25 protein-coding genes and 1 tRNA gene are annotated in these 25,332 nt (G+C 69.0%); 13 read left to right on the forward strand and 13 right to left on the reverse strand.

The window, feature by feature from the left end; all coding sequences use genetic code 11:
- Window positions 1-45: 45 nt before the first annotated feature.
- Window positions 46-615, reverse strand: a complete 570-nt coding sequence (locus IEY63_RS02845) for a TetR/AcrR family transcriptional regulator (RefSeq protein WP_229784442.1) — start codon at window positions 613-615, stop codon at window positions 46-48.
- 125 nt (window positions 616-740) lie between these two features.
- On the opposite strand from IEY63_RS02845, the gene IEY63_RS02850 reads away from it, so the two are divergent.
- Together IEY63_RS02850 and IEY63_RS02855 are read left to right on the forward strand one after the other, a co-directional pair.
- Window positions 741-1,484 carry an MBL fold metallo-hydrolase gene (locus tag IEY63_RS02850; protein ID WP_229784443.1) on the forward strand — a complete coding sequence of 248 codons (744 nt, stop codon included), beginning with the start codon at window positions 741-743 and terminating at the stop codon, window positions 1,482-1,484.
- Window positions 1,485-1,596: 112 nt separating this feature from the next.
- Window positions 1,597-1,932, forward strand: coding sequence for a DNA-binding protein (locus IEY63_RS02855; protein WP_189067431.1), 336 nt, complete (start codon window positions 1,597-1,599; stop codon window positions 1,930-1,932).
- Window positions 1,933-1,982: 50 nt separating this feature from the next.
- Here the strand turns inward: IEY63_RS02855 and IEY63_RS02860 are convergent.
- A tRNA-Val gene (locus tag IEY63_RS02860) sits at window positions 1,983-2,057 on the reverse strand.
- 198 nt (window positions 2,058-2,255) lie between these two features.
- Here IEY63_RS02860 and rimP point away from each other — a divergent pair.
- The 4 genes from rimP to infB are packed head-to-tail and all read left to right on the forward strand — an operon-like array spanning window position 2,256 to window position 6,081.
- Window positions 2,256-2,711, forward strand: coding sequence for a ribosome maturation factor RimP (rimP, locus tag IEY63_RS02865; protein WP_189067432.1), 456 nt, complete (start codon window positions 2,256-2,258; stop codon window positions 2,709-2,711).
- 55 nt (window positions 2,712-2,766) lie between these two features.
- Window positions 2,767-3,951 carry a transcription termination factor NusA gene (gene nusA, locus IEY63_RS02870; protein WP_189067433.1) on the forward strand — a complete coding sequence of 395 codons (1,185 nt, stop codon included), beginning with the start codon at window positions 2,767-2,769 and terminating at the stop codon, window positions 3,949-3,951.
- Between the two features lie 3 nt (window positions 3,952-3,954).
- Window positions 3,955-4,233, forward strand: coding sequence for a YlxR family protein (locus IEY63_RS02875; RefSeq protein ID WP_189067434.1), 279 nt, complete (start codon window positions 3,955-3,957; stop codon window positions 4,231-4,233).
- Window positions 4,234-4,263: 30 nt separating this feature from the next.
- Window positions 4,264-6,081 (forward strand): translation initiation factor IF-2, encoded by a 1,818-nt coding sequence (gene infB / locus IEY63_RS02880; RefSeq protein ID WP_189067435.1) that lies wholly within the window; start codon window positions 4,264-4,266, stop codon window positions 6,079-6,081.
- 103 nt (window positions 6,082-6,184) lie between these two features.
- Here the strand turns inward: infB and IEY63_RS02885 are convergent, their stop codons facing one another.
- The gene (locus IEY63_RS02885; RefSeq protein WP_189067436.1) at window positions 6,185-6,787 is read right to left on the reverse strand and encodes a hypothetical protein; all 603 of its coding nucleotides are present in this window, start codon (window positions 6,785-6,787) and stop codon (window positions 6,185-6,187) included.
- Between the two features lie 137 nt (window positions 6,788-6,924).
- Between IEY63_RS02885 and IEY63_RS02890 the strand changes: the two genes are divergently transcribed.
- The 3 genes from IEY63_RS02890 (at window position 6,925) to argC (ending at window position 10,782) form a co-directional block, all read left to right on the forward strand.
- Window positions 6,925-7,266: a hypothetical protein gene (locus tag IEY63_RS02890; protein ID WP_189067437.1), complete on the forward strand. Its 342-nt coding sequence runs from the start codon at window positions 6,925-6,927 to the stop codon at window positions 7,264-7,266.
- Window positions 7,267-7,324: 58 nt separating this feature from the next.
- Complete coding sequence (gene secD / locus IEY63_RS02895; RefSeq protein ID WP_189067438.1) at window positions 7,325-9,613, forward strand: protein translocase subunit SecD; 2,289 nt, start codon at window positions 7,325-7,327, stop codon at window positions 9,611-9,613.
- Between the two features lie 125 nt (window positions 9,614-9,738).
- A complete protein-coding gene (argC, locus tag IEY63_RS02900) occupies window positions 9,739-10,782 on the forward strand; it encodes an N-acetyl-gamma-glutamyl-phosphate reductase (RefSeq protein WP_373290893.1) in 1,044 nt (347 codons plus the stop codon).
- 96 nt (window positions 10,783-10,878) lie between these two features.
- Here argC and IEY63_RS02905 read toward each other — a convergent pair whose 3' ends face one another.
- From IEY63_RS02905 to IEY63_RS02940, 8 genes are all read right to left on the reverse strand, one after another.
- Window positions 10,879-11,721 carry a DegV family protein gene (locus IEY63_RS02905; protein ID WP_189067440.1) on the reverse strand — a complete coding sequence of 281 codons (843 nt, stop codon included), beginning with the start codon at window positions 11,719-11,721 and terminating at the stop codon, window positions 10,879-10,881.
- A gap of 93 nt (window positions 11,722-11,814) precedes the next feature.
- Entirely contained in the window at window positions 11,815-14,019 is a 2,205-nt protein-coding gene (gene recQ, locus IEY63_RS02910; RefSeq protein WP_189067441.1) for a DNA helicase RecQ, read from the reverse strand.
- A 47-nt stretch (window positions 14,020-14,066) separates the two neighbouring features.
- A complete protein-coding gene (locus IEY63_RS02915; protein ID WP_189067442.1) occupies window positions 14,067-14,963 on the reverse strand; it encodes a hypothetical protein in 897 nt (298 codons plus the stop codon).
- Window positions 14,964-15,010: 47 nt separating this feature from the next.
- Complete coding sequence (locus IEY63_RS02920) at window positions 15,011-15,523, reverse strand: GNAT family N-acetyltransferase (RefSeq protein WP_189067443.1); 513 nt, start codon at window positions 15,521-15,523, stop codon at window positions 15,011-15,013.
- A gap of 59 nt (window positions 15,524-15,582) precedes the next feature.
- Window positions 15,583-16,680: a polyamine ABC transporter substrate-binding protein gene (locus tag IEY63_RS02925; RefSeq protein WP_189067444.1), complete on the reverse strand. Its 1,098-nt coding sequence runs from the start codon at window positions 16,678-16,680 to the stop codon at window positions 15,583-15,585.
- Window positions 16,677-17,486 carry an ABC transporter permease gene (locus IEY63_RS02930; RefSeq protein WP_189067445.1) on the reverse strand — a complete coding sequence of 270 codons (810 nt, stop codon included), beginning with the start codon at window positions 17,484-17,486 and terminating at the stop codon, window positions 16,677-16,679. Before IEY63_RS02930 ends, IEY63_RS02925 begins: the two co-directional genes overlap by 4 nt.
- A gap of 88 nt (window positions 17,487-17,574) precedes the next feature.
- The gene (locus tag IEY63_RS02935; protein WP_229784444.1) at window positions 17,575-18,402 is read right to left on the reverse strand and encodes an ABC transporter permease; all 828 of its coding nucleotides are present in this window, start codon (window positions 18,400-18,402) and stop codon (window positions 17,575-17,577) included.
- Window positions 18,403-18,490: 88 nt separating this feature from the next.
- Window positions 18,491-19,621: an ABC transporter ATP-binding protein gene (locus IEY63_RS02940; protein WP_229784445.1), complete on the reverse strand. Its 1,131-nt coding sequence runs from the start codon at window positions 19,619-19,621 to the stop codon at window positions 18,491-18,493.
- A 142-nt stretch (window positions 19,622-19,763) separates the two neighbouring features.
- On the opposite strand from IEY63_RS02940, the gene IEY63_RS02945 reads away from it, so the two are divergent.
- The 3 genes from IEY63_RS02945 to IEY63_RS02955 all read left to right on the forward strand — a co-directional run bounded on the left by IEY63_RS02945 (window position 19,764) and on the right by IEY63_RS02955 (window position 22,794).
- Window positions 19,764-20,330: a hypothetical protein gene (locus tag IEY63_RS02945; RefSeq protein WP_189067446.1), complete on the forward strand. Its 567-nt coding sequence runs from the start codon at window positions 19,764-19,766 to the stop codon at window positions 20,328-20,330.
- A gap of 192 nt (window positions 20,331-20,522) precedes the next feature.
- Window positions 20,523-21,512, forward strand: a complete 990-nt coding sequence (locus IEY63_RS02950; protein ID WP_189067447.1) for a peptidoglycan-binding domain-containing protein — start codon at window positions 20,523-20,525, stop codon at window positions 21,510-21,512.
- 208 nt (window positions 21,513-21,720) lie between these two features.
- Window positions 21,721-22,794, forward strand: coding sequence for a peptidoglycan recognition protein family protein (locus tag IEY63_RS02955; RefSeq protein ID WP_189067448.1), 1,074 nt, complete (start codon window positions 21,721-21,723; stop codon window positions 22,792-22,794).
- A gap of 163 nt (window positions 22,795-22,957) precedes the next feature.
- Here IEY63_RS02955 and IEY63_RS02960 read toward each other — a convergent pair whose 3' ends face one another.
- Together IEY63_RS02960 and map are read right to left on the reverse strand one after the other, a co-directional pair.
- Window positions 22,958-23,617: a pentapeptide repeat-containing protein gene (locus tag IEY63_RS02960; protein WP_189067449.1), complete on the reverse strand. Its 660-nt coding sequence runs from the start codon at window positions 23,615-23,617 to the stop codon at window positions 22,958-22,960.
- Window positions 23,614-24,375 (reverse strand): type I methionyl aminopeptidase, encoded by a 762-nt coding sequence (map, locus tag IEY63_RS02965; protein WP_189067450.1) that lies wholly within the window; start codon window positions 24,373-24,375, stop codon window positions 23,614-23,616. The genes IEY63_RS02960 and map overlap by 4 nt, the downstream gene beginning before the upstream one ends.
- Before the next feature lie 91 nt (window positions 24,376-24,466).
- On the opposite strand from map, the gene IEY63_RS02970 reads away from it, so the two are divergent.
- Complete coding sequence (locus IEY63_RS02970; RefSeq protein WP_189067451.1) at window positions 24,467-25,327, forward strand: M55 family metallopeptidase; 861 nt, start codon at window positions 24,467-24,469, stop codon at window positions 25,325-25,327.
- Window positions 25,328-25,332: the final 5 nt, after the last annotated feature.

Below are 25,332 nucleotides of genomic sequence, written 5' to 3' on the forward strand. Positions count from 1 at the left end.
CCGCCCAGTGTACGCGGCGGCGTGCGGGACCGGCTGGAAGCAGGATTACGCCTGGGCGGCGCGTGCCATGCGGTCCAGGATCGCGTTCAGGCCGATGTCCAGGCCGTCCTGTGGGCCGCTGACGCCGTATAGGCCGCTGCGTTCCAAACTGGCCGCGCCGTGCAGGAACGTCCAGTAGGCGACGGCGTGCCCGGTGTCGTCGGGGTTGCCGGTCAGCGCGCCCACGTGGGCCAGGAGGGCGTTCCAGAGGTGTTTTCCGGCGCTGGTCTTGATGCCTGGGGGCTGTTCGGGGCGTGGCGTCATCAGGAGGTCGTAGGTGTGGGGGCGGGTGCGGGCAAAGGTCAGGTAGGCCTGGGCGACGGCATTCAGGGCGTCACGGGGGTCGAGTGTTCCGGCAGCGGCGGTCAGTTCGAGTCGTAGATCGTCGGCGGCGTGTTCCGCCAGCTGGCCCAGCAGGGCGTCGCGGCTGTCGAAGTGTCGGTACAGACTGCCGGGGCGCACCCCGAGGGCGTCGGCGAGGGGCCGCATGGCGAGCGCGTCGGGACCGCCCTGGTCCAGGAGGGTGTGGGCCGCCTGGATGATGCCCTCACGCGTGAGCTTGGTAGGGTACGGCATAGCGAACAGTGTACGTCTTGACGCCTGAAAGCCGAAGGTGTACGGTGTTCACCATCAAGGCGAACGGTGTTCACTATGAAGTGGACCCCAGCGCCACCCCCTCTCACCCACCCCGGAGGTTGCCCATGACCCGCCCACCCATCCGCCTCGCGCAGTTCAGCCTGATCAACACGTACCTCGTGCCGGAAACCGATGGCCTGACCCTGATTGACGCCGGACTCAGCGGCATGGACCGTCGCGTGAACCGGGCTGCCGCCCAGCTGGGCCTGCCCCTGCGCCGCGTGGCACTCACGCACGCGCACAGCGACCATGTCGGTGCCATCGACACCCTGATGACCCAATGGCCCGGGCTGGAACTCCTGGTCGGTGCGGGCGACCTGCCGCTTCTGGCCGAACAGGGCATGACGACCCCGCCCACCCGGCTGTTGCGCGGCGGGGACCGCGTGGGCTCCCTGACCGTCATCGACACGCCCGGCCACTCGCCCGGCCACGTCGCGTACCTCGACGAACGCGACGGCACGCTGTACAGCGGCGACACCTTCGTGAACGTGCCGGGTCTGCGGGTCGCCAGCGTCCTGAACGCGATCTTCCCGCTGCCGACCTTCGGCACGCACGACCCGGCCGCCACCACCCGCAGCGCCCGCACCCTGCTGGACGTCCCAGCCCGCGCGCTCGCCACCGGACACGGACCCGCCGTCCGGGACCCACAGGACGCCATGCGCCGCGCCGTGCGGGACGCCGAATCCGGCCGCACACCAGGCGCCGTCACCCGGACCGTCGCAGGGTGGATCGGTCGCCTGACCGGCATGACCACCCGAGCCGCCGTCGCCGGCAAGACCCTCACCGCCCATCCGGACGGCGGCCGCTGAAGCGCCTCACCATCCCGGAACCGTCTCATCAAGCCTGAGGCAATCCGTCATCCCCCGCACCTCTGCATGCCCGCCTACGCTTGCCCTGCCGCGCGCCTGCCACGGTGGGAATATGACGACGAAAGCAGTGGACCTCAATATTCCGAGACAGGTGCAGCACAACGCCGAGCGCGGCCTGAAACTGCGCGACGAGCATGGCTTTGGCGGTACCGAGGTCGGGGAGCACATGGCCGAGCAACTCGCCGCGGGCGGCACCCTGACCGAGAAGGAGGTCCGGCACGTCGCGCAGTACTTCCCCCGGCACGCCCACGACAACCTGGAGGAGACCGGCGCGGACGGGGAGAAACCCTCGCGCGGATACATCGCGTGGCTGCTCTGGGGCGGAGACGAGGGCCGCCACTGGAGCGAGAAGATCGTGGCGCAACTGGACCGAGTGAGCGGCGACTGACGACGCGACAACAGCATGAAAAAACCCCGCTCCTGGCGGGGTCCTGTGCGTGGTGGGCGGTGAGGGATTTGAACCCCCGACCTATCGCTTGTAAGGCGAGAGCTCTACCGCTGAGCTAACCGCCCGCGCGGCCTGACACTGTAGGGGATGGGGGGGTCCGGGCGCAAGTGGGGGGCCGCCTGGGCACGCGGTTTGTGACGGCTGGCGTGCGAATTCGCGCATGTGGGGTATACTGGGGGGGTAATTCCTCGAAGGGGGTGGGCGGTTCGCTCACCTTTTTTCGTGGAGGGGGTGGTTTCAGGCTGCTGGTCAGCCGGTACAATATGAATAACAACGACAACAATTTGATGCAGCTTGCGAGTGGCGCCCTGGAGCCCCTGGGGTTCGAGGTGCTGGAAGTGCAGATGCAGAACATGGGCGGGCAGCCGATCGTGCTGGTTCGCATTGACCGTCTGGACGAGCAGCCGGTCACGGTGGATGATCTGGCGCGTGCGAGTCGCGCGGCGGAAGAGGAATTTGACCGGGTTGACCCGGTGGCGGGGGAGTACCGTCTGGAGTTCGAGTCCCCGGGCGCGAAGCGGCCTCTGCTGCGCGCGCGGCACTTTGAGCGGATGCTGGGCCTGAAGGTCCGCGTGCGTGCTGAGGGGCACTCGTTCACGGCGCCCCTGACGGGCGTGGATGGCGACCGCGTGACGTTCGACGTGAATGGCGAGCCGGTCACGTTGACGGCCGGGACGTTCCAGGCGAACCTCGCCGAGTTCCCCGACCGACACCGCTGAACCCCCCTGAGAATCATTCGTGGGTGCCTGACGCGCACCCAGAAGGAAGCGTGAGATGACCCAGCCGGAATTTAACTTCGCTGACGCGCTGCGTGAAGTGGCGCAGGCCCGCAACATCAATGAAATGCAGCTGATCGAGGCGTTCGAGCAGTCCCTCGCTCAGGCGTACACCCGCAACGTCGAGCCCGACAAGCGCATCGAGGTGCACCTCGACCCCCAGAGTGGTGATCTGGAGGTGCTGGTCGTGCGCGAGGTCGTCGAGAAGGTCGAGGACGAGCACCTGCAGATCTCGCTGGCGGACGCGCTGGAACTCGATCCCGGCGTGGAAGTCGGTATGGAGATGGAGTTCCCCGTGGACCGCGAGAAGTTCTCCCGCATTGCCCTGCAGGCGGCGAAGCAGACGCTGACGCAGAAGATGCGGGAAACCGAGCGGAACGTGGTCTTCAACGAGTACAAGGACCGCGAGGGTCAGGTGCTCACCGCGCAGGTTGTGCGCAGTGACAACAAGGGCAACTGGTTCGTGGAACTCGGCGCGGGCGAGGCGATCCTGCCGCCCCGCGAGCAGATTCCCGGCGAGAAGCTCACGCCGGGGAACCGCGTGAAGATCTACCTGAAGGAAGTCCGCAAGACGCCCAAGGGCCCCACGATCCTCGCCAGCCGCGCCGATGAGCGCCTTCTGGACTACCTGCTCAAGCAGGAGATTCCCGAGGTGGCCAACGGCATCGTAGAGGTCAAGGCAATCGCCCGTGAGGCGGGCCAGCGCAGCAAGGTGGCGGTGTTCAGCCACAACAGCAACGTCGACCCGATCGGCGCGTGCATCGGGCACCGCGGGAACCGCATTCAGGCCGTGACGGGCGAACTGGGCCGCGAGCGCGTGGACGTGATCCTCTGGGACGGGAACACCCGTGACTTCATCCGCAACGCCCTCTCGCCCGCCAAGGTGGGGCTGATCGAGGTGCTGGCCGACCGCCGCGAGGCGACCGTGACCGTCACGCCCGATCAGCTGTCCCTGGCGATCGGTAAGGGCGGGCAGAACGTGCGCCTGGCCGCGAAACTGACCGGTTTCAAGATTGACCTGCGTGAAACGGCCGCGATCAGCGACCTGGACGCCGCCATGCAGCAGGCCATGCAGGACGAGCAGGACGGCCGCGACTCGGGCAGCGCCCAGTCGGCATTCGACGCGCTGTTCAAGGACAGCAAGTCCGTCGCGACCGCCAGCCCGGACGACGAGCAGGAGTAAGCCTTGACGGCCGCCCCCTCCCCCACCACCAGGCACGTACCGGAGCGGACGTGCGTGGCATGCCGCCGCCGCCGCGCGCAGGGCGATTTTCTTCGCCTGAACCGGGACGCGGAGGGCCGCTGGCAGGTGCAGGAGGGACCGCGCACGGGCCGCGGCGCCTACGTGTGTGCCGACAGTCCCGCGTGCTGGGCGGATAAGCGGCTGCGCCGCGCGTTCGGGGCGCAGGCCCCGGTCGTCTTGCAGCTGCTCCTGAACCGATCCACTGATTTACCCCGCGCCTGAGCAGCGGCGCGGATCTCACCGGAGGTGAGCATGTCGAAAGTTCGTATTTACACCCTCGCCAAGGACCTTGGCGTCGAAAACGCGAAGATGCTGGAAATCCTCGATGGGCTCGGCGTGTCCTACAAGAGCGTCAGCAGCACCATTGAGGAAGACACCGTCGAACTGATCAAGGAAATCCTGGCCGCCGAGGCCGATGGCGGCAGCGCCCCCGCCCAGGCGGACGCTGAGGCCACCACCGAAGCGCCCGCTCAGGCCGCCCCCCAGGCGACCGAGGCGGCGCAGCCTGAAGCTGCCCCAGTCGCCGAGAAGGCCGAGGCGCCCGTGAGCAGCGAGAAGGAAATTCCGCACCGCGCGCCGGTCGTGACGATCATGGGTCACGTCGACCACGGCAAGACCAGCCTGCTGGACTACATCCGCAAGACGAAAGTCGCCGCCAAGGAAGCCGGGGGCATCACCCAGCACGTCGGGGCGTTCGAGGCGAAGACCAGCAAGGGCAAGATCGTGTTCATCGACACGCCCGGCCACGAGGCCTTCACGACCATCCGCGCACGCGGCGCGAACGTCGCGGACATCGCGATCATCGTGATTGCCGCCGACGACAGCCTGATGCCGCAGACCCGCGAGGCCATCGCGCACGCGCAGGCCGCCAAGGTCCCCATGATCATTGCGATCAACAAGGTGGACCTGCCCCAGGCCGACCCCGAACGCGTCAAGACCGACCTGACCCAGCTGAACCTCGTGCCCGAAGAGTACGGCGGTGACCTGATCGTCGTGCCCGTATCCGCCAAGACCGGCGAGGGCGTCGAGGACCTGCTGGAGTACATCAGCCTGACCGCCGAACTCGAGGACCTGCGCGCCGACCCGAAAGGGGCCTTCAGTGGCGTGGTCATCGAGGGCAAGGTGGACAAGCAGGCGGGCGTCCTGGCGACCGTCATGGTGCAGGAGGGCACGCTGCACGTCAGCGACTTCCTGGTCGTGGGCGAGAACTACGGCAAGATCAAGGCCATGACCGACAGCAACGGCGCGCGCATCAAGGAAGCAGGCCCCAGCACCCCAGTGCAGGTCCTGGGCTTCAGTGAGGTGCCCAGCAGCGGCGAGAAGGTTCAGAGCGCCAAGAACGAGCACGCCGCCCGTGAAGTCGTCGCCGGCCGCGCCGACGTGCGCCGCGACGAGGAAGACGCCCGTGACCGCCGCAAGGGCCAGCGCAGCCTGGAAGACCTCCTGGGGCCGCTGGGCACCATCCGCACCGTGAACCTGATCCTGCGCGCCGACACGCAGGGCAGCGTGGAAGCCATCCAGGGCATCCTGGCCCGCAAGGAAAAGGATGACGTCAAGATCAACGTGATGCTCGCCGGGATCGGCGCGCCCACCGAGGGTGACGTGCTGCTGGCCTCCACGGCCGAGGCGACCATCCTGTGCTTCAGCGTCACCGCGTCCGGCGGCGTGAAGAAGGTCGCCGAGACCAAGGGCGTGGACATCAAGTCCTTCCGGATCATCTACGAACTCATCGACGAGGTGGACCGCCTGATCAAGGGGAACCTCGAACCCGTGTTCGAGGAGAAGTACCTGGGCCGCGCCGAGGTCCGCATGGTCATCCGCCACCCCAAGAGCGGCAACATCGCCGGGTCGTACGTCACCGACGGCAGCCTGAAACGCAACGCGAAGGCGAAAGTCACGCGCGGCAAGCAGGTCGTGTACGAGGGCACCATCGTGGGCCTCAAGCGCTTCAAGGACGACGTCCGCGAAGTGCAGACCGGTTACGAGTGCGGCATCAACGTGGACTGGAACGACGTGATGGAAGGCGACATCATCGAAGCCAGCGAGATGGTCGAAGTCGAGCAGAACTAAACCTCGCCCGAACAGCAGGAACCTCCACGTGGGGTTCCTGCTGTTTCATGGCGGCGGGCGCAGCACCCACCCCCCGCCACGGGAACGGGGGGTGAATCTGGCTTCAGGTGCCGCTGGTGGTGCCGGCAGCGCCGCCCTGGTCGGGACCGTCCTGACCCTGCGAGCCCTGAGTGTCCTGACCCTGACCGCGCGGGCCACCGGGGCCCAGGGGGCCGTCGTGGGGTCCGTGACCGCCGCGTCCGGGGCCGCCGGGGCCGCGACCGCCGAAGGCGAAGGGGTTGTCCGTGAGGTGCTGTTTCATGTCGGCGGCGCGGTCCGCGGGGATGTCCCCGGCTTTCACGGCGGCGTCGATGGTGGCGGTGCCTGCCTTCACGGCGGCGGCCTTGAGTTTCTCGGGCGTGGTGCCCAGCTGCTGGGCGAGGTTGGTGAGGAACGTGTCGGCGTAGTTGGTGCCGCTCGGGGCCGGGCGGGCGCCGGGCTGGCCCTGCATTTGCCCGGGTTTGGTCTGGCCGGGTTGGGTCTGGCCGGGTTGGGTCTGGCCCTGCTGGCTCCGCTGGCCGGGCTGGGCGGGCTGCACGCGCTGCGGCACCTGCGCGGTGACGCTGGCGCCGGCCGCGGCGGTCGTGCTGGCGCTCTGCTGGGCCAGCACCGCACCGACGGTCAGGGGCAGCGCGGCGAAGGCGATCAGGGGAAGGCGGGTTTTCATGGGGGCACACTCCTGGAACGAAAGGCTGATGGGACGGTGGGTGGGGACGTCCGGACGCCGACCACGCGGGCAGTGTGCGGGGCTGGTGTTAAGAGGCCGCTAATTCGGGTGGGTGCGGTCTGCTATCCTGGGTCGCTTTGAGATTCCCGCGTTCCCTCCGACGGGCGTGGCAGCGGACGCTGCTGACGCTGCCGGGCCTGTTCCCGCTGCTGCCGCTGCTGGCAGTAGTGCTGGGTCAGCCGTGGAACGTCCCTGATGCCGGACGCTGGGCGGCGGGGAATATCGCGCCGGCCCTCCCGGAGTTGCGGCCCGCGCCGCCGCCCGGCGCGCCGGTGCCGTTCGTGGCCGGGGACGCGCCGCGGCCGCTGGTGGTGCCGCCAGCCCCGCCCCGCGGGTCCGTGCCGCTGCCGGTGTGGTCGGAGCCGGGCGGGCCGCCCCGCCTGAGCGTGCTGGGGCGGCGGCAGTCCGATGGCGGCTGAGTGTGGGGTGACGGTGAACCCTGACCTGAAGCCCCTGAACTGAATGGAGTTGTGAATCGTGACGTACGGAAAGAAAGGCAAGAAATCCGGTCGCCCTGCCCCGCGCAGCGCGCCAAGCGCAAGTAAACCGAACCTGTGGACGGGCCTGCTGCTGCTGCTGACGCTGCTGGCGTCGGTGGCGTACATCTGGCGCCCCTGGGAACACAAGGACAACGTCTGGAGCCTGTGGAATGACAAGTTCCAGTTCATGACGCTGGGCCTGGACCTCAAGGGCGGCCTGCGGATCGAGCTGACGCCGGAGACGGGGACCGCCACGAAGGATGAGCTGGACCGCGTGAAGACGGTCATCGAGAACCGCATCAATGCGCTGGGCGTGGCCGAGCCGACCGTGACGGTCGCGGGTGGCAAGCGCGTGGTCGTGGAGATTCCGGGCGCGACGCCCGCCGTGCAGGACCGCGCGCGCGAGATCATCAAGCAGACCGCGCGTCTGGAGTTCCGGATCGTGCAGGCGAACGCGCAGCCGGATCAGAAGCTGGCGCAGGAGAACCCCCGGTCGGGCGGGTACACGCTGGCGCAGCTGGGGCCGGTCGAGGCGACGGGTGAGGTCATTCAGAACGCGCAGGCGGCGACCGATCAGCGCAGCGGGCGCTGGATCGTGACCTTCCAGAACACGGACGCCGGGTCCGCGAAATTCGGTGAGTTCACCGGCAAGAACGTCGGGAAGCTGATGGCGGTGGTGCTGGACGACCAGATTCAGAGCGTGGCGACGATTCAGCAGCGCCTGAACCGGGACGTGCAGATCACCGGGAATTTCAGCGCGGCTGAGGCGCAGCAGCTGGCGCTGGTGCTGAAGTCCGGCGCGCTGCCCATCAAGATCCGGACGGAAGCCGAGCAGTCCATCGGGCCGAGCCTGGGCGCGGACGCGATCCGCAGCGGCGCGGTCGCCTCGCTCGTGGGGATCGGGCTGGTATTCGTGATGCTGTTCGGGTACTACGGCTTCTGGTTCGGTCTGGTGGGTGCGCTGGGCCTGCTGTTCTCCAGCATCGTGATTCTGGGGATGCTGGCGGGGTTCGGCGCGACGCTGACCCTGCCGGGCATAGCGGGTCTGGTCCTGACGATCGGAGCGGCCGTGGACGGGAACGTGATCTCGTTCGAGCGCATCAAGGAAGAGCTGGTCAAGGGTAAGGGCATCAAGAACGCCATCCGCGCCGGGTATGACCACTCGACGGCGGCGATTCTGGACGTGAACGCGTCTCACCTGCTGTCGGCGCTGGCGCTGTATACGTACTCGACGGGGGCGGTGAAGGGCTTCGCGGTGACGCTGATCATCGGCGTGATCGCCTCGACCTTCTCGAACCTGGTGTTCGCGAAGTGGTTCATTCAGTGGCTGTCGCAGCGAAAGCCGAACATGAGCGCGCCGCAGTGGATCAAGGAAACCCACATCGACTTCATCAAGCCCGCGACGATCATCACGACGCTCAGCGTGCTGCTGGCGATTGCGGGCGGCGTGACCGTGCTGACCAAGGGCCTGAATTACGGCGTGGACTTCTCCTCGGGCACGACGATCACCGCGAAGACCAGCGCGGAGACGACCACCGAGCAGGTGCGCTCGGCCGTGACGGGCGCCGGGGTGGCGAAGGCGAACGGGCAGAGCACCGTAATCCTGCGCAACACCGTGGCGGGTCAGTCGGGCGCGTCGTACACCATCAAGGTGCCGGAGCTGAGCACCGAGGAGATCCGTACCGTGCAGGCCGCCGTGCAGAAGCTGCCGCAGGGCAGCGTGCAGGCCACCGAGACGGTCGGCCCGGCGGTCGGGAAGGAACTGACGCAGAAGACCATCTACGCGGTGCTGCTGGGCCTGGGCCTGATCCTGGTGTACGTGGGCTTCCGCTTTGACTTCATCATGGGCCTCGGCTCGATCCTGGCGGCCGTGCACGACGTTATGATCGCCATGGGCCTGTTCGCGCTGCTGAACCTGGAGTTCACGGTGGCGACCGTGGCGGCGCTGCTGACACTGATCGGCTACTCGCTGAACGATTCGATCATTGTGTCCGACCGCATCCGCGAGAACATCAAGGAGATGCGCGGCAAGTCGTACCGCGAGATCGTGAACCTGGCGATCAACCAGACGCTGTCACGCACGGTCATGACGTCGATCAGCACGATGCTGCCGCTGCTGAGCCTGCTGATCTTCGGCGGCCCCGTGCTGCGGGACTTCAGCCTGGTGCTGCTGGTGGGCATCCTGATCGGGACGTACTCCAGTATCTACATCGTGGCGCCGCTGGTGGTGTACTTCGAGGAGTGGCGGGACCGCCGCAAGACCGGGGGGCAGGCCGCGAAGGCCTGAGGCTGTCCTCGGAGTTGGTGGTGGGGTGCGCCCCCACCACCGCTTTTCATTTGAGACCTTACAGGAATCTACACGTATCACTCGACAGGCCATGATGGGGCGGGGTATGCTGCCCGGCGATGAGCATGCACGACCAGAAAACCGTCGCCATTGTGGGCGGCAGCGGCTACGCGGGCGGAGAATTCCTGCGCCTCGCCCTGAACCACCCCCACCTGAACGTCACGCAGGTCACCAGCGAACGCAACGCGGGCACCCCCGTCAGCATGGTGCACCCCAACCTGCGCGGCCGCACCACCCTCAAGTTCCGCCGGGCCGCCGAGCTGGACGAGGCCGATATCATCGTGCTGGCCCTCCCGCACGGCAGCGCCGCGAAGAAGATCAGCGAGTATGAGGCCAAGGGCAAGGTCATCGTGGACCTGTCCGCCGACTTCCGCCTGAAGGACCCCGAGGTCTACCGCGCCACGTACGGCGAGGACCACCCCACCCCCGAGAAACTGGGCGAGTGGGTGTACGGCAACCCGGAACTGCACCGTGAGGAGCTGCGCGGCGCGACCCGCATCGCCTGCGCCGGGTGCTTTGCCACCAGTGTCATTCTGGCCCTGTACCCGCTGCTGAAACTGGGCGTGCTGCTGCCCAAGGACATCATCGCGACCGGATTGGTCGGCAGCAGCGCCGCCGGGGCCAGCGCCAGTGACAGCAGCCACCACCCCGAGCGGGCCGGGAGCCTGCGGGTGTACAAACCCGTCGGGCACCGCCACACCGCCGAGGCGCAGCAGGAACTCCCGGGGCACTTCCCGCTGCACCTGACCGCGATCAGCACCCCGCGCGTGCGCGGCATCCTGACCACCGCGCAGGCCTGGATTCCCGACGGGTACAGCGACCGCGACGTCTGGAGTGCCTACCGCGAGGTGTACGGCGCCGAACCGTTCATCCGCATCGTGAAGGTCGCCAAGGGCATTCACCGCTACCCGGACCCCATGCTGCTGGACGGCACGAACTACTGCGACATCGGCTTCGAGATGGACCAAGACACCGGGCGCGTGGTGCTCATGTCCGCCATCGACAACCTGGTCAAGGGCACCGCCGGGCACGCCATCCAGAGCCTGAACATCGCACATGACTGGCCCGAGACGACCGGTCTGGACTTCGCGGGCCTGCACCCCGCCTGAGCCGCGGCCATACCCGGCAGGCGGGCAGGCAGGACGGAAACCCTGACATGAGAGGCGGCCACCCCAGGTGCGGGTGGCCGCCTCCACTGTGCCGCCTCAGCCGATGGGCAGGGCGTTGAAGCCGAAGGTGCCGGGGCCGACGTGCGCGCCGATGACAGGCCCCATCAGCTGCACGCGGCCGCGCTGCACGTTCAGGCCGCTGGCGACCATCGCGCTGCGCAGCGCGTTGATGCGTTCCGCGTCGCGCCCGGCGTGCATGATCGTGACGCTCAGTGGCGTGTTCCCGAAACGCTGCTTGAGGCTGCCGAGCATGTCCGCCGCGGCCTGATCCACCTTGACGCGGCGGTTGGCTTTCAGTTCACCGCGTTCGAAGGTCAGGACGGGCCGCACGCCCAGCACGCCGCCCAGCAGGGCCTGGGCGCGCCCGATGCGGCCGCTGCGGCGCAGGTAGTCCAGGGTCGCGACGGACAGTTCGGCGTACATGCTGTTGCGGGCCTCCTGCACGGCGCGCGCCACCTGATGCAGTTCCAGCCCCGCACTGACCTGCTCGCGGGCGACCAGGGCCAGCTCCGCGAGGGGACCGCAGGCGACCTCGGTGTCGATAACCTGAATGCGGGCCGTTTCGCCCAGCTGCTGCGCGGCCTGCTGGGCGTGCTTCACGGTGTCCGAGAGTTTCCCGGAGATGTGCAGGCTGACGACCGCGTCGTGCGTGCTGAGCAGCTCGAGGTACCGCTGCTCGAAGGCGGCGACGGTGACGGGTGACGTGGTGGCGCTGCCGCCGGCGCGCATGTGATCGTACACGGCGTCCGGATCAATGTCCTGCCAGTCCAGGAGCGTGCGCTGCTGCATGGTGACGTGCAGGGGAATGATGTGAATGCCCAGTTGCTTGGCATTGTCTGGGTGCAGATCACAGGTGGAGTCGGCGAGAACCGCAATCATTCTCTTTATCTATGCTTTAACGTATTACAGTTCTGTGACGCCATTCAGCCCGACGTAACAAATTTCCCTTTTCTTCAACTGGGCCTGCGCTGTTCAGTCGGTCAGAGCCGCGCGGACGGCGGCGAGGACCTGCGCGCCGTACGTCTCGATGCGCTTCGGGCCAAAGCCCGGAATGCCGTGCAGGTCCGTCTCGGTGCGGGGTTGCCGCTGCGCCAGGGCGTCCAGCGCGGCGTTCGGGAAGATCAGGAAGGCGCTCAGGCCCGTCTCCTGAGTGATGGCCCGCCGCGTCTCCCGCAGCGCCGCGGCCACCTGCTCGGTGCGGGCCGGGTCGGGGGCCACGTCGCCCAGCAGCGCGGGCGGCGCCGGGGACTCCAGCAGCGGACGTCCGCGCAGGGCCCCCAGCACCGCCGAGTTCTCACGCGCGCCGCGTTCCTGAGGCGTCGCCGGACGAACCGGGGCGGGCCGCCCATCCAGGCTGTCGCGGACGATCTGCACGACCTCATCCCCGAAGTCTGCGAGTTTGCGCTGCCCGACCCCACTGACGGTGCCCAGGCTGGCGTGGCTGGTCGGCTTGAGTTCCGTGACGCCCTTGAGGGTCGCGTCGGTGAAGATCACGTACGGCGGCACGCCCAGGCTGCGGGCGCGTTCCAGTCGCCACGCGCGCAGCGCCTCGAACAGCGGCTGGTCCTCGGGGGTGACGGGGGCGCGGCCCGCGCGGGGCTGCTTCTCGGCCCTGCGGCCCGCCGCGCGGGGTATCAGGGTGTCAGCGCGCAGGGTCAGCGTGGTCTCGCCCTTCAGGAGAGTGCGGGCCTTGCCGGTGGCGCTCAGGCCGTGGTGTTCTCCGGCGGCCAGGAAGCCCAAGCTGACCAGCTGGCGCAGCACGCCCCGCCACGTCTTCTCGTCATGCGCGGTGCCCACCCCGAAGGTGGGGAGGGTGTGGTGGTTCATGCTGACGACCCTCTCGGTGGCGCGGCCCAGCAGCACGTCCGTCAGGTGCGCCGCGCCAAAGCGGTTGCCGGTGCGGATCGCGGCGGACAGCGCCATCTGCGCCTCGCGGGTCATGTCACGCACCTGCGGCGGGTTCAGACAGGTGTCACAGTTCCCGCAGGGGCCGTGGTAGTCCTCGCCGAAGTACGCCAGGAGCACCTCGCGGCGGCAGGCGGCGGTCTCGCAGAAGGTCAGCAGGGCATCGAGTTTCCCGGCCTCCACGCGCTTGACCTCCTCGGGCGCGTCGCTGCTTGCCAGCATGCGGCGCACGTTCACCACGTCACTCAGGCCGTAAACCATCCAGGCGGTGCTGGGCAGCCCGTCGCGGCCGGCGCGGCCCGTCTCCTGGTAGTAGCCCTCCATGCTCTTGGGAAGGTCCAGGTGGGCCACGAAGCGCACGTTGGGCTTGTCGATGCCCATGCCGAACGCGACGGTGGCGACCACGATCAGGCCCTCCTCGTTCAGGAAGCGGTCCTGCGCGAGGGTCCGTTCGCGCGGCGGGAGGCCCGCGTGGTACGCGACGGCGTCCACGCCCTGCGCCTGAAGCCACTTCGCGGTTTCCTCGACGGACTTGCGCGACAGGCAGTACACGATCCCGGCGTCCCCGGCGTGCTCCGCGCGGATGAAATCCAGCAGCTGGGTCTTGGGACTGTCCTTCTGCCCCACCCGGTACTGAATGTTCGGGCGGTCAAAGGACGACACGAACTGCGGGGCAGTCCCCAGATCGAGCACGCGCAGGATGTCCGCGCGGGTGCGGTCATCGGCGGTGGCGGTCAGGGCCAGGCGCGGCACCTGCGGGAAGCGCTCGGGCAGGACGCTCAGGCCCTGGTACTCGGGCCGGAAGTCATGACCCCACTGCGAGACGCAGTGCGCCTCATCCACCGCGAACAGGGCCAGCGGGGCGCGCTCCAGCAGGTCCAGGGTGCGGGGCAGCAGCAGGCGTTCCGGGGCGACGTACAGCAGGTCCAGCTCCCCGTTCAGCAGGGCCGCTTCGACCTCGCGCACGCCGTCCAGCGACAGGGTGGAGTTCAGGTACGCGGCGCGCACGCCCAGGCCGCGCAGGGTGTCCACCTGATCTTTCATCAGCGCGATCAGCGGCGAAACCACGATCCCCACGCCGGACCGCAGCAGGCTGGGCACCTGATAGCACAGGCTCTTGCCGCCGCCGGTGGGCATCAGGACCAGGGCGTTGCCGCCCCCGGCGACGGTCTGCACGATCTGCGCCTGCACGCCGCGGAACGCGTCGTACCCCCAGACGAGTTTCAGCAGGTCAAGAGCGGCAGTCGTGGTGGTCGGGGCGCGCACAGACATCGCCCACAGCATAGCGCGTTACGCCCAGCGCGTAATGCAGCCGGGCGTCACTTCACCTTGTCTGCCACCGGGATCATCACCGGCACCCGCAACTCCTGCTCGGCCTTCGCGAAGCGCTCGCGCAGGAACCGCCCATGCGTCAGCAGCGCCTGCCCACCCGACTGCAACGACCCCGCGATAATGTCCTGCACGCCGTCCAGCAGCAGTTCCAGCTGCTCGGTCAGCAGCGCCGCACCGGTCTTGCCATCCTGAATCACGCCGGTATCCGCCAGCGACCGCGGCAGCTTCAGGTACGCCTGCACCGCCTCCGGCGCGTACTCCTCGCGGATCGCGCGGGCCACGAAGAACCCCTCGGTGCCCTCCAGACCCTGATCCTTCAGCAGCGCCAGCGCCTCCTGCGTGCGCAGGTTCAGCGCCACCAGCTGCGCGCGCGCCTGGGCCGGCAGTCGCGCGTCCGCCAGATAGGCCGCCAGCGGCCCCTCCCCCACCACGGCCGTCTGGGCCACCGGGACCGGCGTGCCACTCACCTGGGCGGGCAGCTCGGCGGGACGCTCCTCACGCGCCGCGCGCCGCTCCCGACGCCCCCCGCGCGCCGGGCCGCCCGACGCCAGCCAGCCCAGCGCCATGAAGAACAGCGGGAACATCAGCCATGACGCGCCCAGCCCGATCAGCACAGCGGCTCCCGCCAGCGCCGCCAGCAGACCACCGCGCGACGAGCCCCAGCGGCCAAAGGCCCGCGACCCGAAGTACCCGATCAGGATGCCCGCAACCGGGTGAGGCAACCACTCGGCGCCCAGCAGCGTCAGAACCACCACGGGAATGAGCGCACGGATCACCACCCGCGCCTCGCGGCCCTTCGGACCGAACACCGACTGCGCGAAGAACGCGATGGCGAACGCCGCCGCGACATGCACCATCCAGGCCAGCGGCCCCAGGTCAATCATGCCCCCAGCGTACACCCGAGCCCAGGCCGCTGCGCCCGCCAGAACGCCTACGCGCCCAGCTGCAGCTGAAGAAACACGAGGTCCAGCCAGCGGCCGAACTTGTGCCCCACCTCCCGGAAGTGCGCGACCCGCTCGAAGCCCAACTGCTCATGGAAAGCGAGGCTCCCAGCGTTCTCGGCGTCCACTCCGCCGACCAGCGAGTGCAGGCCACGCGCGCGGGCCTCCGCGATCAGGGGGAGCATCAGGGCGCGCCCCACGCCGCGCCCCCGCAGGCCGTCCCGGACGTACACGCTGTGCTCGGCCGTGAAGCGGTACCCGGGCTTGGCGCGGAACGGCCCGAAGGTCGCCCAGCCCACCACCTCCTCAGCGGTCACGGCGACCCAGACGGGCCAGCCGTGCGCGGTCTTCTCGTCGAACCAGTCCTGCCGGGAGACCAGCGTGACAGGTTCCAGGTCGTACGAGGCGGTCGTGTGGAGAACCGCGTGGTTGTAGATGTCCGTGATGGCCGGAATGTCCGCGCGGGTCGCGGCCCGGACGGTTACAGCAGACGCGTCAGTCATGGCGCCACCGTAGGCGAGCGCCACGTGCCACGCAAGGCCAACGCCACGCTCCCTGCGCCTCAGCGGCTCTTGAGTTCCGTCCAGATGCGGTCGTACAACCGCTGCGGGCGCCCCGCTGGCAGTTCACCGATGAAGTCCAGGCGGCCGTCGGCGAGCCACGCGGCGGGCGGGTTCAGCGCGGGGATGTCCTTCAGGAAGTCGTCCAGGTACGGGCGGGCGGCGGCGTTCGGCGTGGCGTAGTAGGTGTAGTTACTCAGTTGCGCGCCGTTCTCCGCGTCCAGGATGAAATCGATGAAGCGGTGGGCCAGCGCGGGGTTGGGGCTGCGTTTCAGGACGACCAGGGTGTCCATGCTGATGGTGGTACCCTGCCGGGGCAACAGCACCTGCACGTTCTCGTCCTCCTCGGTGGCGATCAGCAGGTCACCCACGTAGATCTGACCCAGGTCCACGGTCTTTGCCAGCAGCTTATTGCGGGTGCCGGGGCCGCCGTCGAAGCCCTGGAAGCCCTTCTTCGCCACCACGCGGCGCAGCAGGTCGCGCGCGGCGCGGAGCTCCTCGACGCGGGTGGTGTTCGCGCTGAAGCCCAGGTACTTCAGGGCCGCGCCGATCACCTCGCGCGGATCGTCGAGCAGCACGAACGAGCGGCGGTCGTCCGCGCCGAAGATCTCCGCCCAGGTGTCCTGCGGCACGTACCGCTCGCGGTTGTAGGCCAGTCCGGTCGCGGCGTACTGGTACGGCACGGAGTAGACGTTGCCCGGGTCGTAGTCGGCGTTCAGGAAGCCGGGCGCGATGTTCTTCAGGTTCGGCAACCGGGATTTGTCCAGCGGCTGGAGCAGTCCGGCGCGCACCATGGTCTGCACGACGTAGTTGCTGGGCACCGCGAGGTCGTACTGCGCCCCGCCCCCCTGGAGCTTGGCGAGCATCGCCTCGTTGCTCTCGAAGGTGTCGAGCACGACCCGCACGCCGTTCGCCTTCTCGAAGACTTTCACCAGATCGGGGTCGATGTACTCCGACCAGATGAACACGCGCAGCGTCTTGCCGTCCCCGCGCGTGACGGGAGCCGCCGCGCCCGGCTGGGCCTGCGCGGGTTTCTGCACGCGGTAACAGCCGCTCAGGAGGAGCAGCCCCGCACCGGCCAGCAGCGCGGCCCGCTTCACGCGTCCCTCCGGGGACGCAGCAGCGCGTTCGCCGCGACGATCGCCACGACTGTCACGAGCACCAGCAGCGCACTCAGCGCGTTGATGTCCGGCGTCACGCCGCGCTTCACGTTCGTGTAGATCAGCACGGGCAGCGTGCTGAAGCCCGACCCGCTCGTGAAGTACGTGACCACGAAATCATCCAGGGACAGCGTGAACGCCAGCAGCGCCCCCGCCAGCACGCCCGGCATCGCCAGCGGCAGCACCACCCGCCGGAACGACTCCCAGCCGCTGGCGCCCAGGTCGCGGGCGGCCTCCTCCAGTTCCGGGCCGTACCCGGCGAGCCGCGAGCGCACCGTCAGGGCCACGTAACTGATCTGGAAGGTCACGTGCGCCAGCAGCACCGTCCAGAAGCCATTGTCGAAGGTCCACCCGGCGCGTTCCAGGCCCTGCCGGACGAACGAGTAGAACATCAGCAGACTGACGCCCATCACCACGTCCGGCACCACGATGGGCAGGACGAGCAGGCCCGTCAGCGCCGTGCGGAAGCGCAGCGTGTACCGCCACAGACCCAGGCCCACCAGCGTGCCCAGCACCGTGCTGACCAGCGTGCTGATCAGGGCGATCTCCAGCGTGTGCGCCAGCGCCTCGCGCACGTCCGCGCGGGCGAACAGCACCCCGTACCACTTCGTCGTGAAGCCCGCCCACGTCGCCCCGAAGCGCGAATCGTTGAACGAGAACACCACCAGCACAATGATCGGCAGGTACAGGAACGCGTACACCAGCCACGCCCACGCACTCAGCGCCGGATGCGTCCGCCGCATCATGAGGCCCTCCGGGCCGCCAACAGGTGATAGTTGATGGTTGATAGGTAATCCATCGACCATCGACTATCAACTTTCAACTGGCGCAGCCTCATACGAGTTCCTCCAGGCCTTTTTGACCGGCCACGCGGGCGTAGGCCCACAGGCCCAGCAACACGGCGCCCATCAGCAGGAAGCTCAGGGCGCTGCCGTACGGCCAGTCGCCCGCCTGCCCGAACTGGTTCTGGATGAGGTTCCCCACCAGGGCCGTTTTCGCGCCGCCCAGGATGTCGCTGACGACGAAAGTGCCCAGCGCAGGAATGAACGTCAGGAGGATGCCCGCCACGAGGCCCGGCAGGGTCTGCGGGAACACGGCGCTCAGGAACGCCCGCACCGGCGGCGCGCCGAGGTCATCGGCGGCTTCCAGCAAGCGCCAGTCGATCTTCTCGACGCTGGAGTACACGGGCAGCACGAAGAACGGCACGAACGCGTACACCATGCCCAGCAGCGTGGCGGTCAGGCTGGGCACCAGATCGAACGGGCGCAGGATCAGGATCCAGGCGTACACGCGGATCAGGAAGTTCGTCCAGAACGGGATGATCAGCAGCAGCAGGAGCAGGTTCTTGCGCCGCGCGTCCTGCCGGGCGATGTAGAACGCCAGCGGGTACCCCATCAGCATGCACAGCGCCGTGCTGAGCGTGGCAACCCACACGCTGCGCCACAGCACCCGCACGTTGTCCCCCGTCCACTCCTGGAACAGCGCGTCGTAGCCGAACACCCGCTGCCAGGACTCCAGCGTCCACGGGGCGCCCACCTGCGCCAGATCGGTGCGCGTCAGGAACGAGTAGCCCAGCATCACCAGCGCAGGCACGATCAGGAACACGGTCAGCCACAGCACGCCCGGCCCCAGCGTGGCGAAGAAGCGACGAACCGTCAGCACAGTGCACCTTCGGTGCGGTGATGGGTGAAGGTTGATGGTTGATAGAGGAGCGTTCCATCAACCATCAACCCCCTACTTTCAACCCCCCTCACGCTTCTTCCAGCACGACGAGGTTGTCGGGTGGGAGGTACAGGGCGACCTGTTCGTCGTAGTCGAAGTCCTCGTCCGCGCCGATGTCCGCGTTCAACTGGAAGGCGACCAGTTGCTGCCCGCCGGCCTGGAGGAGGTACTGGTTCTCAGCGCCGGTGTACACGATGTCGTCCACGCGGGCGCGGATCTCGTTGCCCACGGCCAGGTCGTCGCGTTCCATCCGCAGTTTCTCGGGGCGGACGGACAGCGTGACACTCTGGCCGGGGCGCAGGCCCGCGCCGTGCGTGGTGCGCAGCGGGCCGTGCTCGGTCTGCACGGTCGCCTCGTGGCCGTCCACAGTCAGGACCGTGCCGGGGATGAGGTTGCTACTGCCCAGGAAGTTCGCCACGAACGCCGTCCTTGGGCGCTCGTACAGTTCCTCGGCGCGGCCCAGCTGCTCGACGCGCCCGCGGTTCATCACGGCGATGCGGTCACTCATGACCAGCGCCTCCTCCTGGTCGTGGGTGACGAACACGAAGGTCATGCCTAAGCTCTCCTGCAGGTTGGCGAGTTCCACCTGCAACTCCTTGCGCAGCTTCAGGTCCAGCGCGGAGAGCGGTTCGTCCAGCAGCAGCACCTGCGGTTCGTTCACGATGGCGCGGGCCAGCGCCACCCGCTGCCGCTGACCGCCGGACAGCTGATCTGGGCGGCGCGCGGCGAAGTCCGCGATGCGCACCCGCTCCAGGGCCGTCATGACCCGCGTGCGGATCTGCGCGGCGGGTACGCCCTTCATGCGCAGCCCGAAGGCCACGTTATCCTGCACGGTCATGTGCGGGAACAGCGCGTAACTCTGGAACACCGTGTTCACGTCCCGCCGGTGGGGCGGCACGCCGGTCATGTCCTGCCCGCCGATCAGCACCGCGCCCGCGTCCGGACTCTCGAAGCCCGCCAGGATGCGCAGCAGCGTCGTCTTTCCGCAGCCCGACGGGCCCAGCAGGCTGAAGAACTCGCCGCGGCGGATGTCGAGGTCGATGTCGTCCAGCACGCGCGTCTCTGCGCCGCCCGGCGAGCGGAAGCTCTTGCGCACGCCACGCACGCTCACGGCGGCGTCCTGCGCCAGTTCACGGGGCCGTTTCCCCTTGAAGGTCACGCCGCTGATGACGTCACCCCGTCCACAACTTCGGTCATCTGCCGATTGTACGGGCCAGCCGCGCCCGTCCGCCTTTCGGGGGACGAGGCCCTCATGCGCGGCGGGTACAGTGCCCGCATCTGCCCTGCCGGAGGTGACCCCCATGGACCTTGAAGCAATCGTTGTACCTGTCCTGTTCTTCGGCAGCGTGTTCGGTTTTCCGCTGCTGCGCCGCCAGATGATCCACCGTCACGAACTCGAACGCGAGGCGCTGCGCCGGGGCCTGCTGCCCACCCGCGTGACGCAGGAGCACCCCGCCCTGCCCGCACCCGCCCCGTACAGCGGCAGTGCCGGGGACGACGCGCCCACCCTGGCGCTGCGCCTGCCGGAACCGCACCGGCTGTTCGCGCTGGCGCTGCTGTGCCGCCTGGAGGACACCCCCCCACCTGCCGAGGAACGCTCGCGGACGCTGCTCTCGCAGATCCGGCTGGAATACCTCCCGGAGACCCTGCGCGCGTACCTGCACCTGACGCCCGCCGGGCGTGAGCAGTTGCGCGCCCAGGGCCGTGACCCCGAGGGCCTGCTGCGTGAACAGCTTCAGCGCCTGAACGAGGGCCTGGATGACCTGCTGCGCCACGACCACGCCGCCGCCGACCGGCTGCTCACGCAGGGGCACTTCCTGCGGGACCGCTTCGGGGCGCCGCATGGGGAGCTGCTCAAGGCGCGCTGACCCGCCGGGTGCGTTCCCGGACTCCCCCGGTGCTGTTTGGCCGGGGGTGACCCTACTGGGAACTGGTGTGCACCACCACCCGGTCTGCCGGGGGCATGGAAGCGCTACATTCAGGGTCACGCGTCAATTCACGGGTTCCTGATCGTTCACCCGAACGGTCCCTCTTCCTTTCGCGCGTGCCCGGAGGTCCCCATGAGCGTCCGTCTTCCCCTGCTTCTCACCGTGCTCCTGGCCAGCTGCGCCGCCCCCACGGCGCCCACCGCCACCCTCTCGCCATCCCCCACCCTGGGCGCGCAGTCCGTCCTGACGTGGCAGGCGCTGCGGCAGGGGGACAGTGGCCGCGACGTGGTCACCCTGCAGTACCTGCTGCGCCACCGTGGCTACACCCTGAGCGTGGACGGCGCGTTCGGCAGCGGCACGGACAGCGCCGTGCGGTCCTTCCAGAATTCAAACGGCCTGACGGTGGACGGCATCGTGGGCGGTAACACCTGGGAGAAGCTGATCGTGACTGTCCGCCAGGGCGACAACAACAATGCGGTGCGCGCCGTGCAGGATCAACTGCGCAGCGGGTACGGCTACACGGGCGTGACCGTGGATGGAGCGTTCGGTCCGGCAACTGACAGCGCCGTGCGGGACTTCCAGGGCAAGCGCGGCCTGAGCGCGGACGGCGTGGTGGGCCTGAACACCTGGAACGCCCTGGTGACCGGGGCCAGCACCGGCGGGTCGAGCACGGCCGCCAGCCTCGCGCAGAGCATCCTGAACACCAGCCGCGTGACACTGGGCACCAGCAGCAGCACCACGAATGGCAGCCCCCGGCAGAACCTGCTGGACACGGCCGCCGGGAAGGCCGCCACGCGCGGCTGCGCCAGTAACGCCAACTGCGGCCTGACCGTGTACCTGAAAAAGAGCATGTTGCAGGGCATGTCCGACCTGTCGCGCAGCAACAGCTTCTACGTGACCTCCATTGCGGGCGGCGTGCATTCCACGTACTCGGATCACTACGCGGGGCTGGCGTTCGATATCGGCATCTGGAACGGCGTGAGCCTCAGCAGCCCGAACAGCTCGCACACGGCGGCACGTAACGCCTGCATTGCGGCGGGCAGCGACCCGGGGCAGACCTTCGACGCGTACCACGATCCGACCGGCGGGCACAGCAACCACGTGCACTGCGCGTGGAACTGACCATGACGACACGGCTGATCCCCGGTCAGGCCATGGGCCCGGTCCCCCTGACGCCTCCACGCCCCGCGCCGGCGACTGTGTCCGGGGATATCACCTGGTCCCGGGTGGGCAGCGCGGCTTCTAGCACACCCGGCCCCGCGCTCTGTACGGCGTCCGCTCAGCCCCGGCCGCGCGCCCCGTACGCCACCTTCGCCCCCCGGAGGAAACGATGAATACCTTGCACCGGCGCGATGTCCTGCGGCTGGGGCTGCTGGCGAGTGCCAGTGCCGTCCTGGCGGGCTGCGGTGTGCCCCTGACGCGCGTGCCTGAACGGCTGAACGCGCTGGCGGTGGCCGCGCCGGGCATTTCGGGCTGCGCGACGTGGCTGGCGCAACCGGCGAAGTCCCCCATCGTGCTGCTCGCGGCGCGCCCCACCCGCATCCTGGTGCACCACACCGCCAGCGCGAACACCACCGACCTGTCGCAGGCGCAGGCGTTCAGCCTGGCGCGGAGCATCCAGCAGAGTCACTTCTCACGCGGGTGGATCGACACCGGGCAGCAGTTCACGGTCAGCCGGGGCGGGTACGTCCTGGAGGGCCGGCACCGCAGCCTGGAAGCCGCGCAGGGCGGCACGCAGCACGTGCAGGGCGCCCACTGCGACGGGCAGAACGACGTGGCGGTCGGCATCGAGAACGAGGGCACGTACATGACGGTCTCGCCGCCCGCCGGGCAGTACGGCGCGCTGGTGGGCCTGTGCGCGTGGCTGTGCCAGCAGTACGGCATTCCCGCCACGGAACTGTACGGGCACCGGGACTTCAACAGCACCGACTGCCCCGGCGACGTGCTGTACGCGAAACTGCCGCAGCTGCGCGCGGACGTGGCGGCGCGCCTGGGCGTGCAGGTGCGCATCTGGCCGACCACGAAGACCGGCATGACCGGCGAGCGGGTCCGCAGCGCGCAGCGCCTGCTGATCGCCGCCGGGCAGACCCTGACGGCAGACGGCAGCTACGGCAGCGGTACAGCCAGCGCCGTCAGCGCCTTCCAGTCGGGGGCGGGCCTCACACCGGACGGCCTGATCGGGTCGGCCACCTGGGAACGCCTGATCCGCACGGTTCGCCAGGGTGACAGCGGCCCGGCGGTGCAGGCGGCGCAGGGACAGCTCGCGGCGCGCGGATACGCGGTCACAGTGGACGGCGCGTTCGGGCCCGCCACTGAGAGCGCCGTGAAATCCTTCCAGGCCAGCAGAAACCTAACGGCAGACGGGATCGTCGGGCCGAACACCTGGCTGGCGCTGGAAAGCTGAGGGGCAGGCGAGACAACGGTGTTCAGGGAGCCTGAGGGATTTTCTCAGTCTTCCTGAACCGAGCAGCGCGAGAAGCCGCTGACCCCAGCGGGTGGAAGTGGAGTTGAAGGGCGTGCCGTTGGCCCCAGGGTGGAACTGGACACCGCTGTGTGTAACCGGCGGCCTACGCCTCGCCGGGCAGTTCCTCGACCTGCACGCCCAGCAGCTGAGCGAGGTCGAGCACCTGCGCGGCTTCCACCGTGACGCCCTGGAGGTCGGCGGCCCCGGCGCGCAGGCCACCCAGGGCGCTGCCGCGCAGGTCCGCGCCGTCCAGCCGGGCGCCGCGCAGGTCGGTGCGGTGCAGGCGGCAGTCGCGCAGGACCGCGCCGGGCAAGTTCGCTTCCATGAAACTGGCCTCGCTGAGGTCGCAGCCGTTCAGGTGTAGATGCGCAGCGTCGGCACGCTGCCAGACGCTCAGGGGCGCGTGGACGCGGGTCAGGCGCACGTGCCGCAGCCGCACGCCGGCGGCCTGGAGGCCCAGCAGGCGCGAGCCCGTGACCTCCACGCGCTCCAGGCTCACGTCCGTCCAGCGCGCGCCACTGAGGTCGCAGTCCTCGAAGCGGACGTCCAGCAGACGCACGCGCTCCCAGACGCTGCCAGTCAGGTTCACGCGCCGGAACACGCACCCGGCGAAGGTGACGCTGTGCAGCGCGGCCAGGGCGGGCCAGTCCCCCTCGAATAGCGCGCCGCGCAGGGTCGCCTCGTCTTCGATCTGGTCGGGGCTGGGCGCGCGGACGCCGCCACGCGGGAATTTCGGGGGGTTCGGCGCGGTGGGCCTTCTCACACCGTCAGGATCTCATGGCCCTTCGCGGTGACGACGACAGTGTGCTCGAACTGCGCGCTGGGGCTGCTGTCGGCGGTGACGACCGTCCAGCCGTCGGCCAGCAGGCGCGTCTCGGGGCGGCCCAGGTTGACCATGGGTTCGATGGTGAAGACCATGCCCGGCTGGAGTTTCAGGCCGGTGTAGCGCGCGCCGTAGTGCAGGACGGTGGGTTCCTCGTGCAGGCGCTTGCCGATGCCGTGCCCGGTGTACTCGCGCACCACGCCGTACCCACGGCCCTCGGCGAGGCTCTGGATGGCGTGGCCGATGTCGCCCAGGCGCGCGCCGGGTTTCACGAGGTCCAGCGCGTCCTTCAGGGACTCGCGGGTGGTGTCGACGAGGCCCTGCACCTCCGCGCTGACCTGCCCGACCGTGTAGGTGGTGCAGGCGTCCCCGTAGTAGCCGTCGAGCAGCACGCCAATATCCACGCCGATGATGTCGCCGTCCTTCAGTTCGCGGGCGTCGGGGATGCCGTGGCAGATGACCTCGTTCACGCTGGCGCAGATCGTGCCGGGGAAGGGGTTGTTCTTCGGGCCGTACCCCAGGTACGCGGGAATCGCTCCGGCCTTGCGGATGTGCTCCTCGGCCAGCTGGTCAAGTTCCTTGAGGGTCACGCCGGGTTTCACGTACGGCGCGAGGACACGGAAGGTGTCGGCGACGAGCGCGCCCGCGCGGCGCATGATCTCGATTTCACGGGCGGATTTCAGGGGCACGCGGCTCATAACGAATGAGGCTAACACGCCCGCACCGCGCCGGGGCCGCCGCAGGTCACGCTCCGCACGCCCTCCCCGGCCCGCTGGTAGGCTGCCAGCCATGACCGAGCGGCGAGTGGTGATCAGTGTGGACATGGAGGGCGTGACCGGAGTCTCGAGCTGGGTGCAGGTCAGCCCCCCGGAATTCGGCGGTCTGGTGAGCAGCGCGGAGTACGAACGCGCCCGTGAGCGCATGACGCTAGAGGCGGCGGCTGCCGCGCAGGGCGCGCTGGACGCCGGGGCGACCGACGTGCTCGTGAACGACAGTCACGACACCATGCGCAACCTGATCCCGGAGCTGCTGCCGGACGGGGTGCGCTTCACGAGCGGTAACGACAAGCCGCTGAGCATGGTGCAGGGCGTGCAGGAGCCCGGGGTGGTGGGCCTGCTGTTCGTGGGGTACCACGCGCGGGCCGGAAGCGTGCGCGGGCCGCTGGCGCACACCTGGAACGGTTTCGTGCGGGACGTGGTCGTGAACGGCGTGAGTACCGGCGAGTACGGCCTGAACGCCCTGCTGGCCGGGCATTACGGCGTGCCGGTGCTGTTCGCGTCCGGGGACGACGTGGCCATGGGCGAGATCACGGCGGAACTGGGCGCCGGGGTGGTCACGGTGCCCGTGAAGGAGGGCCTGAGTGCCTTCGCGGCGGCGCACCTGCACCCGCGCGAGGCGCAGCGCCGCATCCGGGACGGCGCGCGCCGGGCGGTGGAGGCGGCAGGCGACGCGGCGCCCTACGTGACCCGCTGGCCCGCGCACGCGCAGGTGAGTTTCAACCATCAGGCCCGCGCGGACGCCGGTGAGCGCGTGCCCGGCGTGACCCGCGTGGACGCCGTCACGGTCGGCTGGCACAGCCCGGACGCGTACCACCTGTTCCAGACGTTCCGCATGCTCGCCAAGGTGGCCGAGGTCCGGCTGGACGGCTGACGCCC

The organism is Deinococcus radiotolerans (assembly GCF_014647435.1).
Classification (GTDB): Bacteria; Deinococcota; Deinococci; order Deinococcales; family Deinococcaceae; genus Deinococcus; species Deinococcus radiotolerans.

What these genes read in the sequence shown, in the direction of transcription:
- IEY63_RS02905 (WP_189067440.1), bottom strand. Translation starts at nt 11,721, where the DNA reads ATGATTGCGGTTCTCGCCGACTCCACCTGTGATCTGCACCCAGACAAT.
- IEY63_RS02850 (WP_229784443.1), top strand. Translation starts at nt 741, where the DNA reads ATGACCCGCCCACCCATCCGCCTCGCGCAGTTCAGCCTGATCAACACG.
- IEY63_RS02885 (WP_189067436.1), bottom strand. Translation starts at nt 6,787, where the DNA reads ATGAAAACCCGCCTTCCCCTGATCGCCTTCGCCGCGCTGCCCCTGACC.
- IEY63_RS02945 (WP_189067446.1), top strand. Translation starts at nt 19,764, where the DNA reads ATGGACCTTGAAGCAATCGTTGTACCTGTCCTGTTCTTCGGCAGCGTG.
- IEY63_RS02920 (WP_189067443.1), bottom strand. Translation starts at nt 15,523, where the DNA reads ATGACTGACGCGTCTGCTGTAACCGTCCGGGCCGCGACCCGCGCGGAC.
- IEY63_RS02955 (WP_189067448.1), top strand. Translation starts at nt 21,721, where the DNA reads ATGAATACCTTGCACCGGCGCGATGTCCTGCGGCTGGGGCTGCTGGCG.
- IEY63_RS02855 (WP_189067431.1), top strand. Translation starts at nt 1,597, where the DNA reads ATGACGACGAAAGCAGTGGACCTCAATATTCCGAGACAGGTGCAGCAC.
- recQ (WP_189067441.1), bottom strand. Translation starts at nt 14,019, where the DNA reads ATGTCTGTGCGCGCCCCGACCACCACGACTGCCGCTCTTGACCTGCTG.
- IEY63_RS02915 (WP_189067442.1), bottom strand. Translation starts at nt 14,963, where the DNA reads ATGATTGACCTGGGGCCGCTGGCCTGGATGGTGCATGTCGCGGCGGCG.
- rimP (WP_189067432.1), top strand. Translation starts at nt 2,256, where the DNA reads ATGAATAACAACGACAACAATTTGATGCAGCTTGCGAGTGGCGCCCTG.
- IEY63_RS02845 (WP_229784442.1), bottom strand. Translation starts at nt 615, where the DNA reads ATGCCGTACCCTACCAAGCTCACGCGTGAGGGCATCATCCAGGCGGCC.
- map (WP_189067450.1), bottom strand. Translation starts at nt 24,375, where the DNA reads ATGAGCCGCGTGCCCCTGAAATCCGCCCGTGAAATCGAGATCATGCGC.
- infB (WP_189067435.1), top strand. Translation starts at nt 4,264, where the DNA reads ATGTCGAAAGTTCGTATTTACACCCTCGCCAAGGACCTTGGCGTCGAA.
- IEY63_RS02970 (WP_189067451.1), top strand. Translation starts at nt 24,467, where the DNA reads ATGACCGAGCGGCGAGTGGTGATCAGTGTGGACATGGAGGGCGTGACC.
- IEY63_RS02950 (WP_189067447.1), top strand. Translation starts at nt 20,523, where the DNA reads ATGAGCGTCCGTCTTCCCCTGCTTCTCACCGTGCTCCTGGCCAGCTGC.
- argC (WP_373290893.1), top strand. Translation starts at nt 9,739, where the DNA reads ATGCACGACCAGAAAACCGTCGCCATTGTGGGCGGCAGCGGCTACGCG.
- nusA (WP_189067433.1), top strand. Translation starts at nt 2,767, where the DNA reads ATGACCCAGCCGGAATTTAACTTCGCTGACGCGCTGCGTGAAGTGGCG.
- IEY63_RS02930 (WP_189067445.1), bottom strand. Translation starts at nt 17,486, where the DNA reads ATGATGCGGCGGACGCATCCGGCGCTGAGTGCGTGGGCGTGGCTGGTG.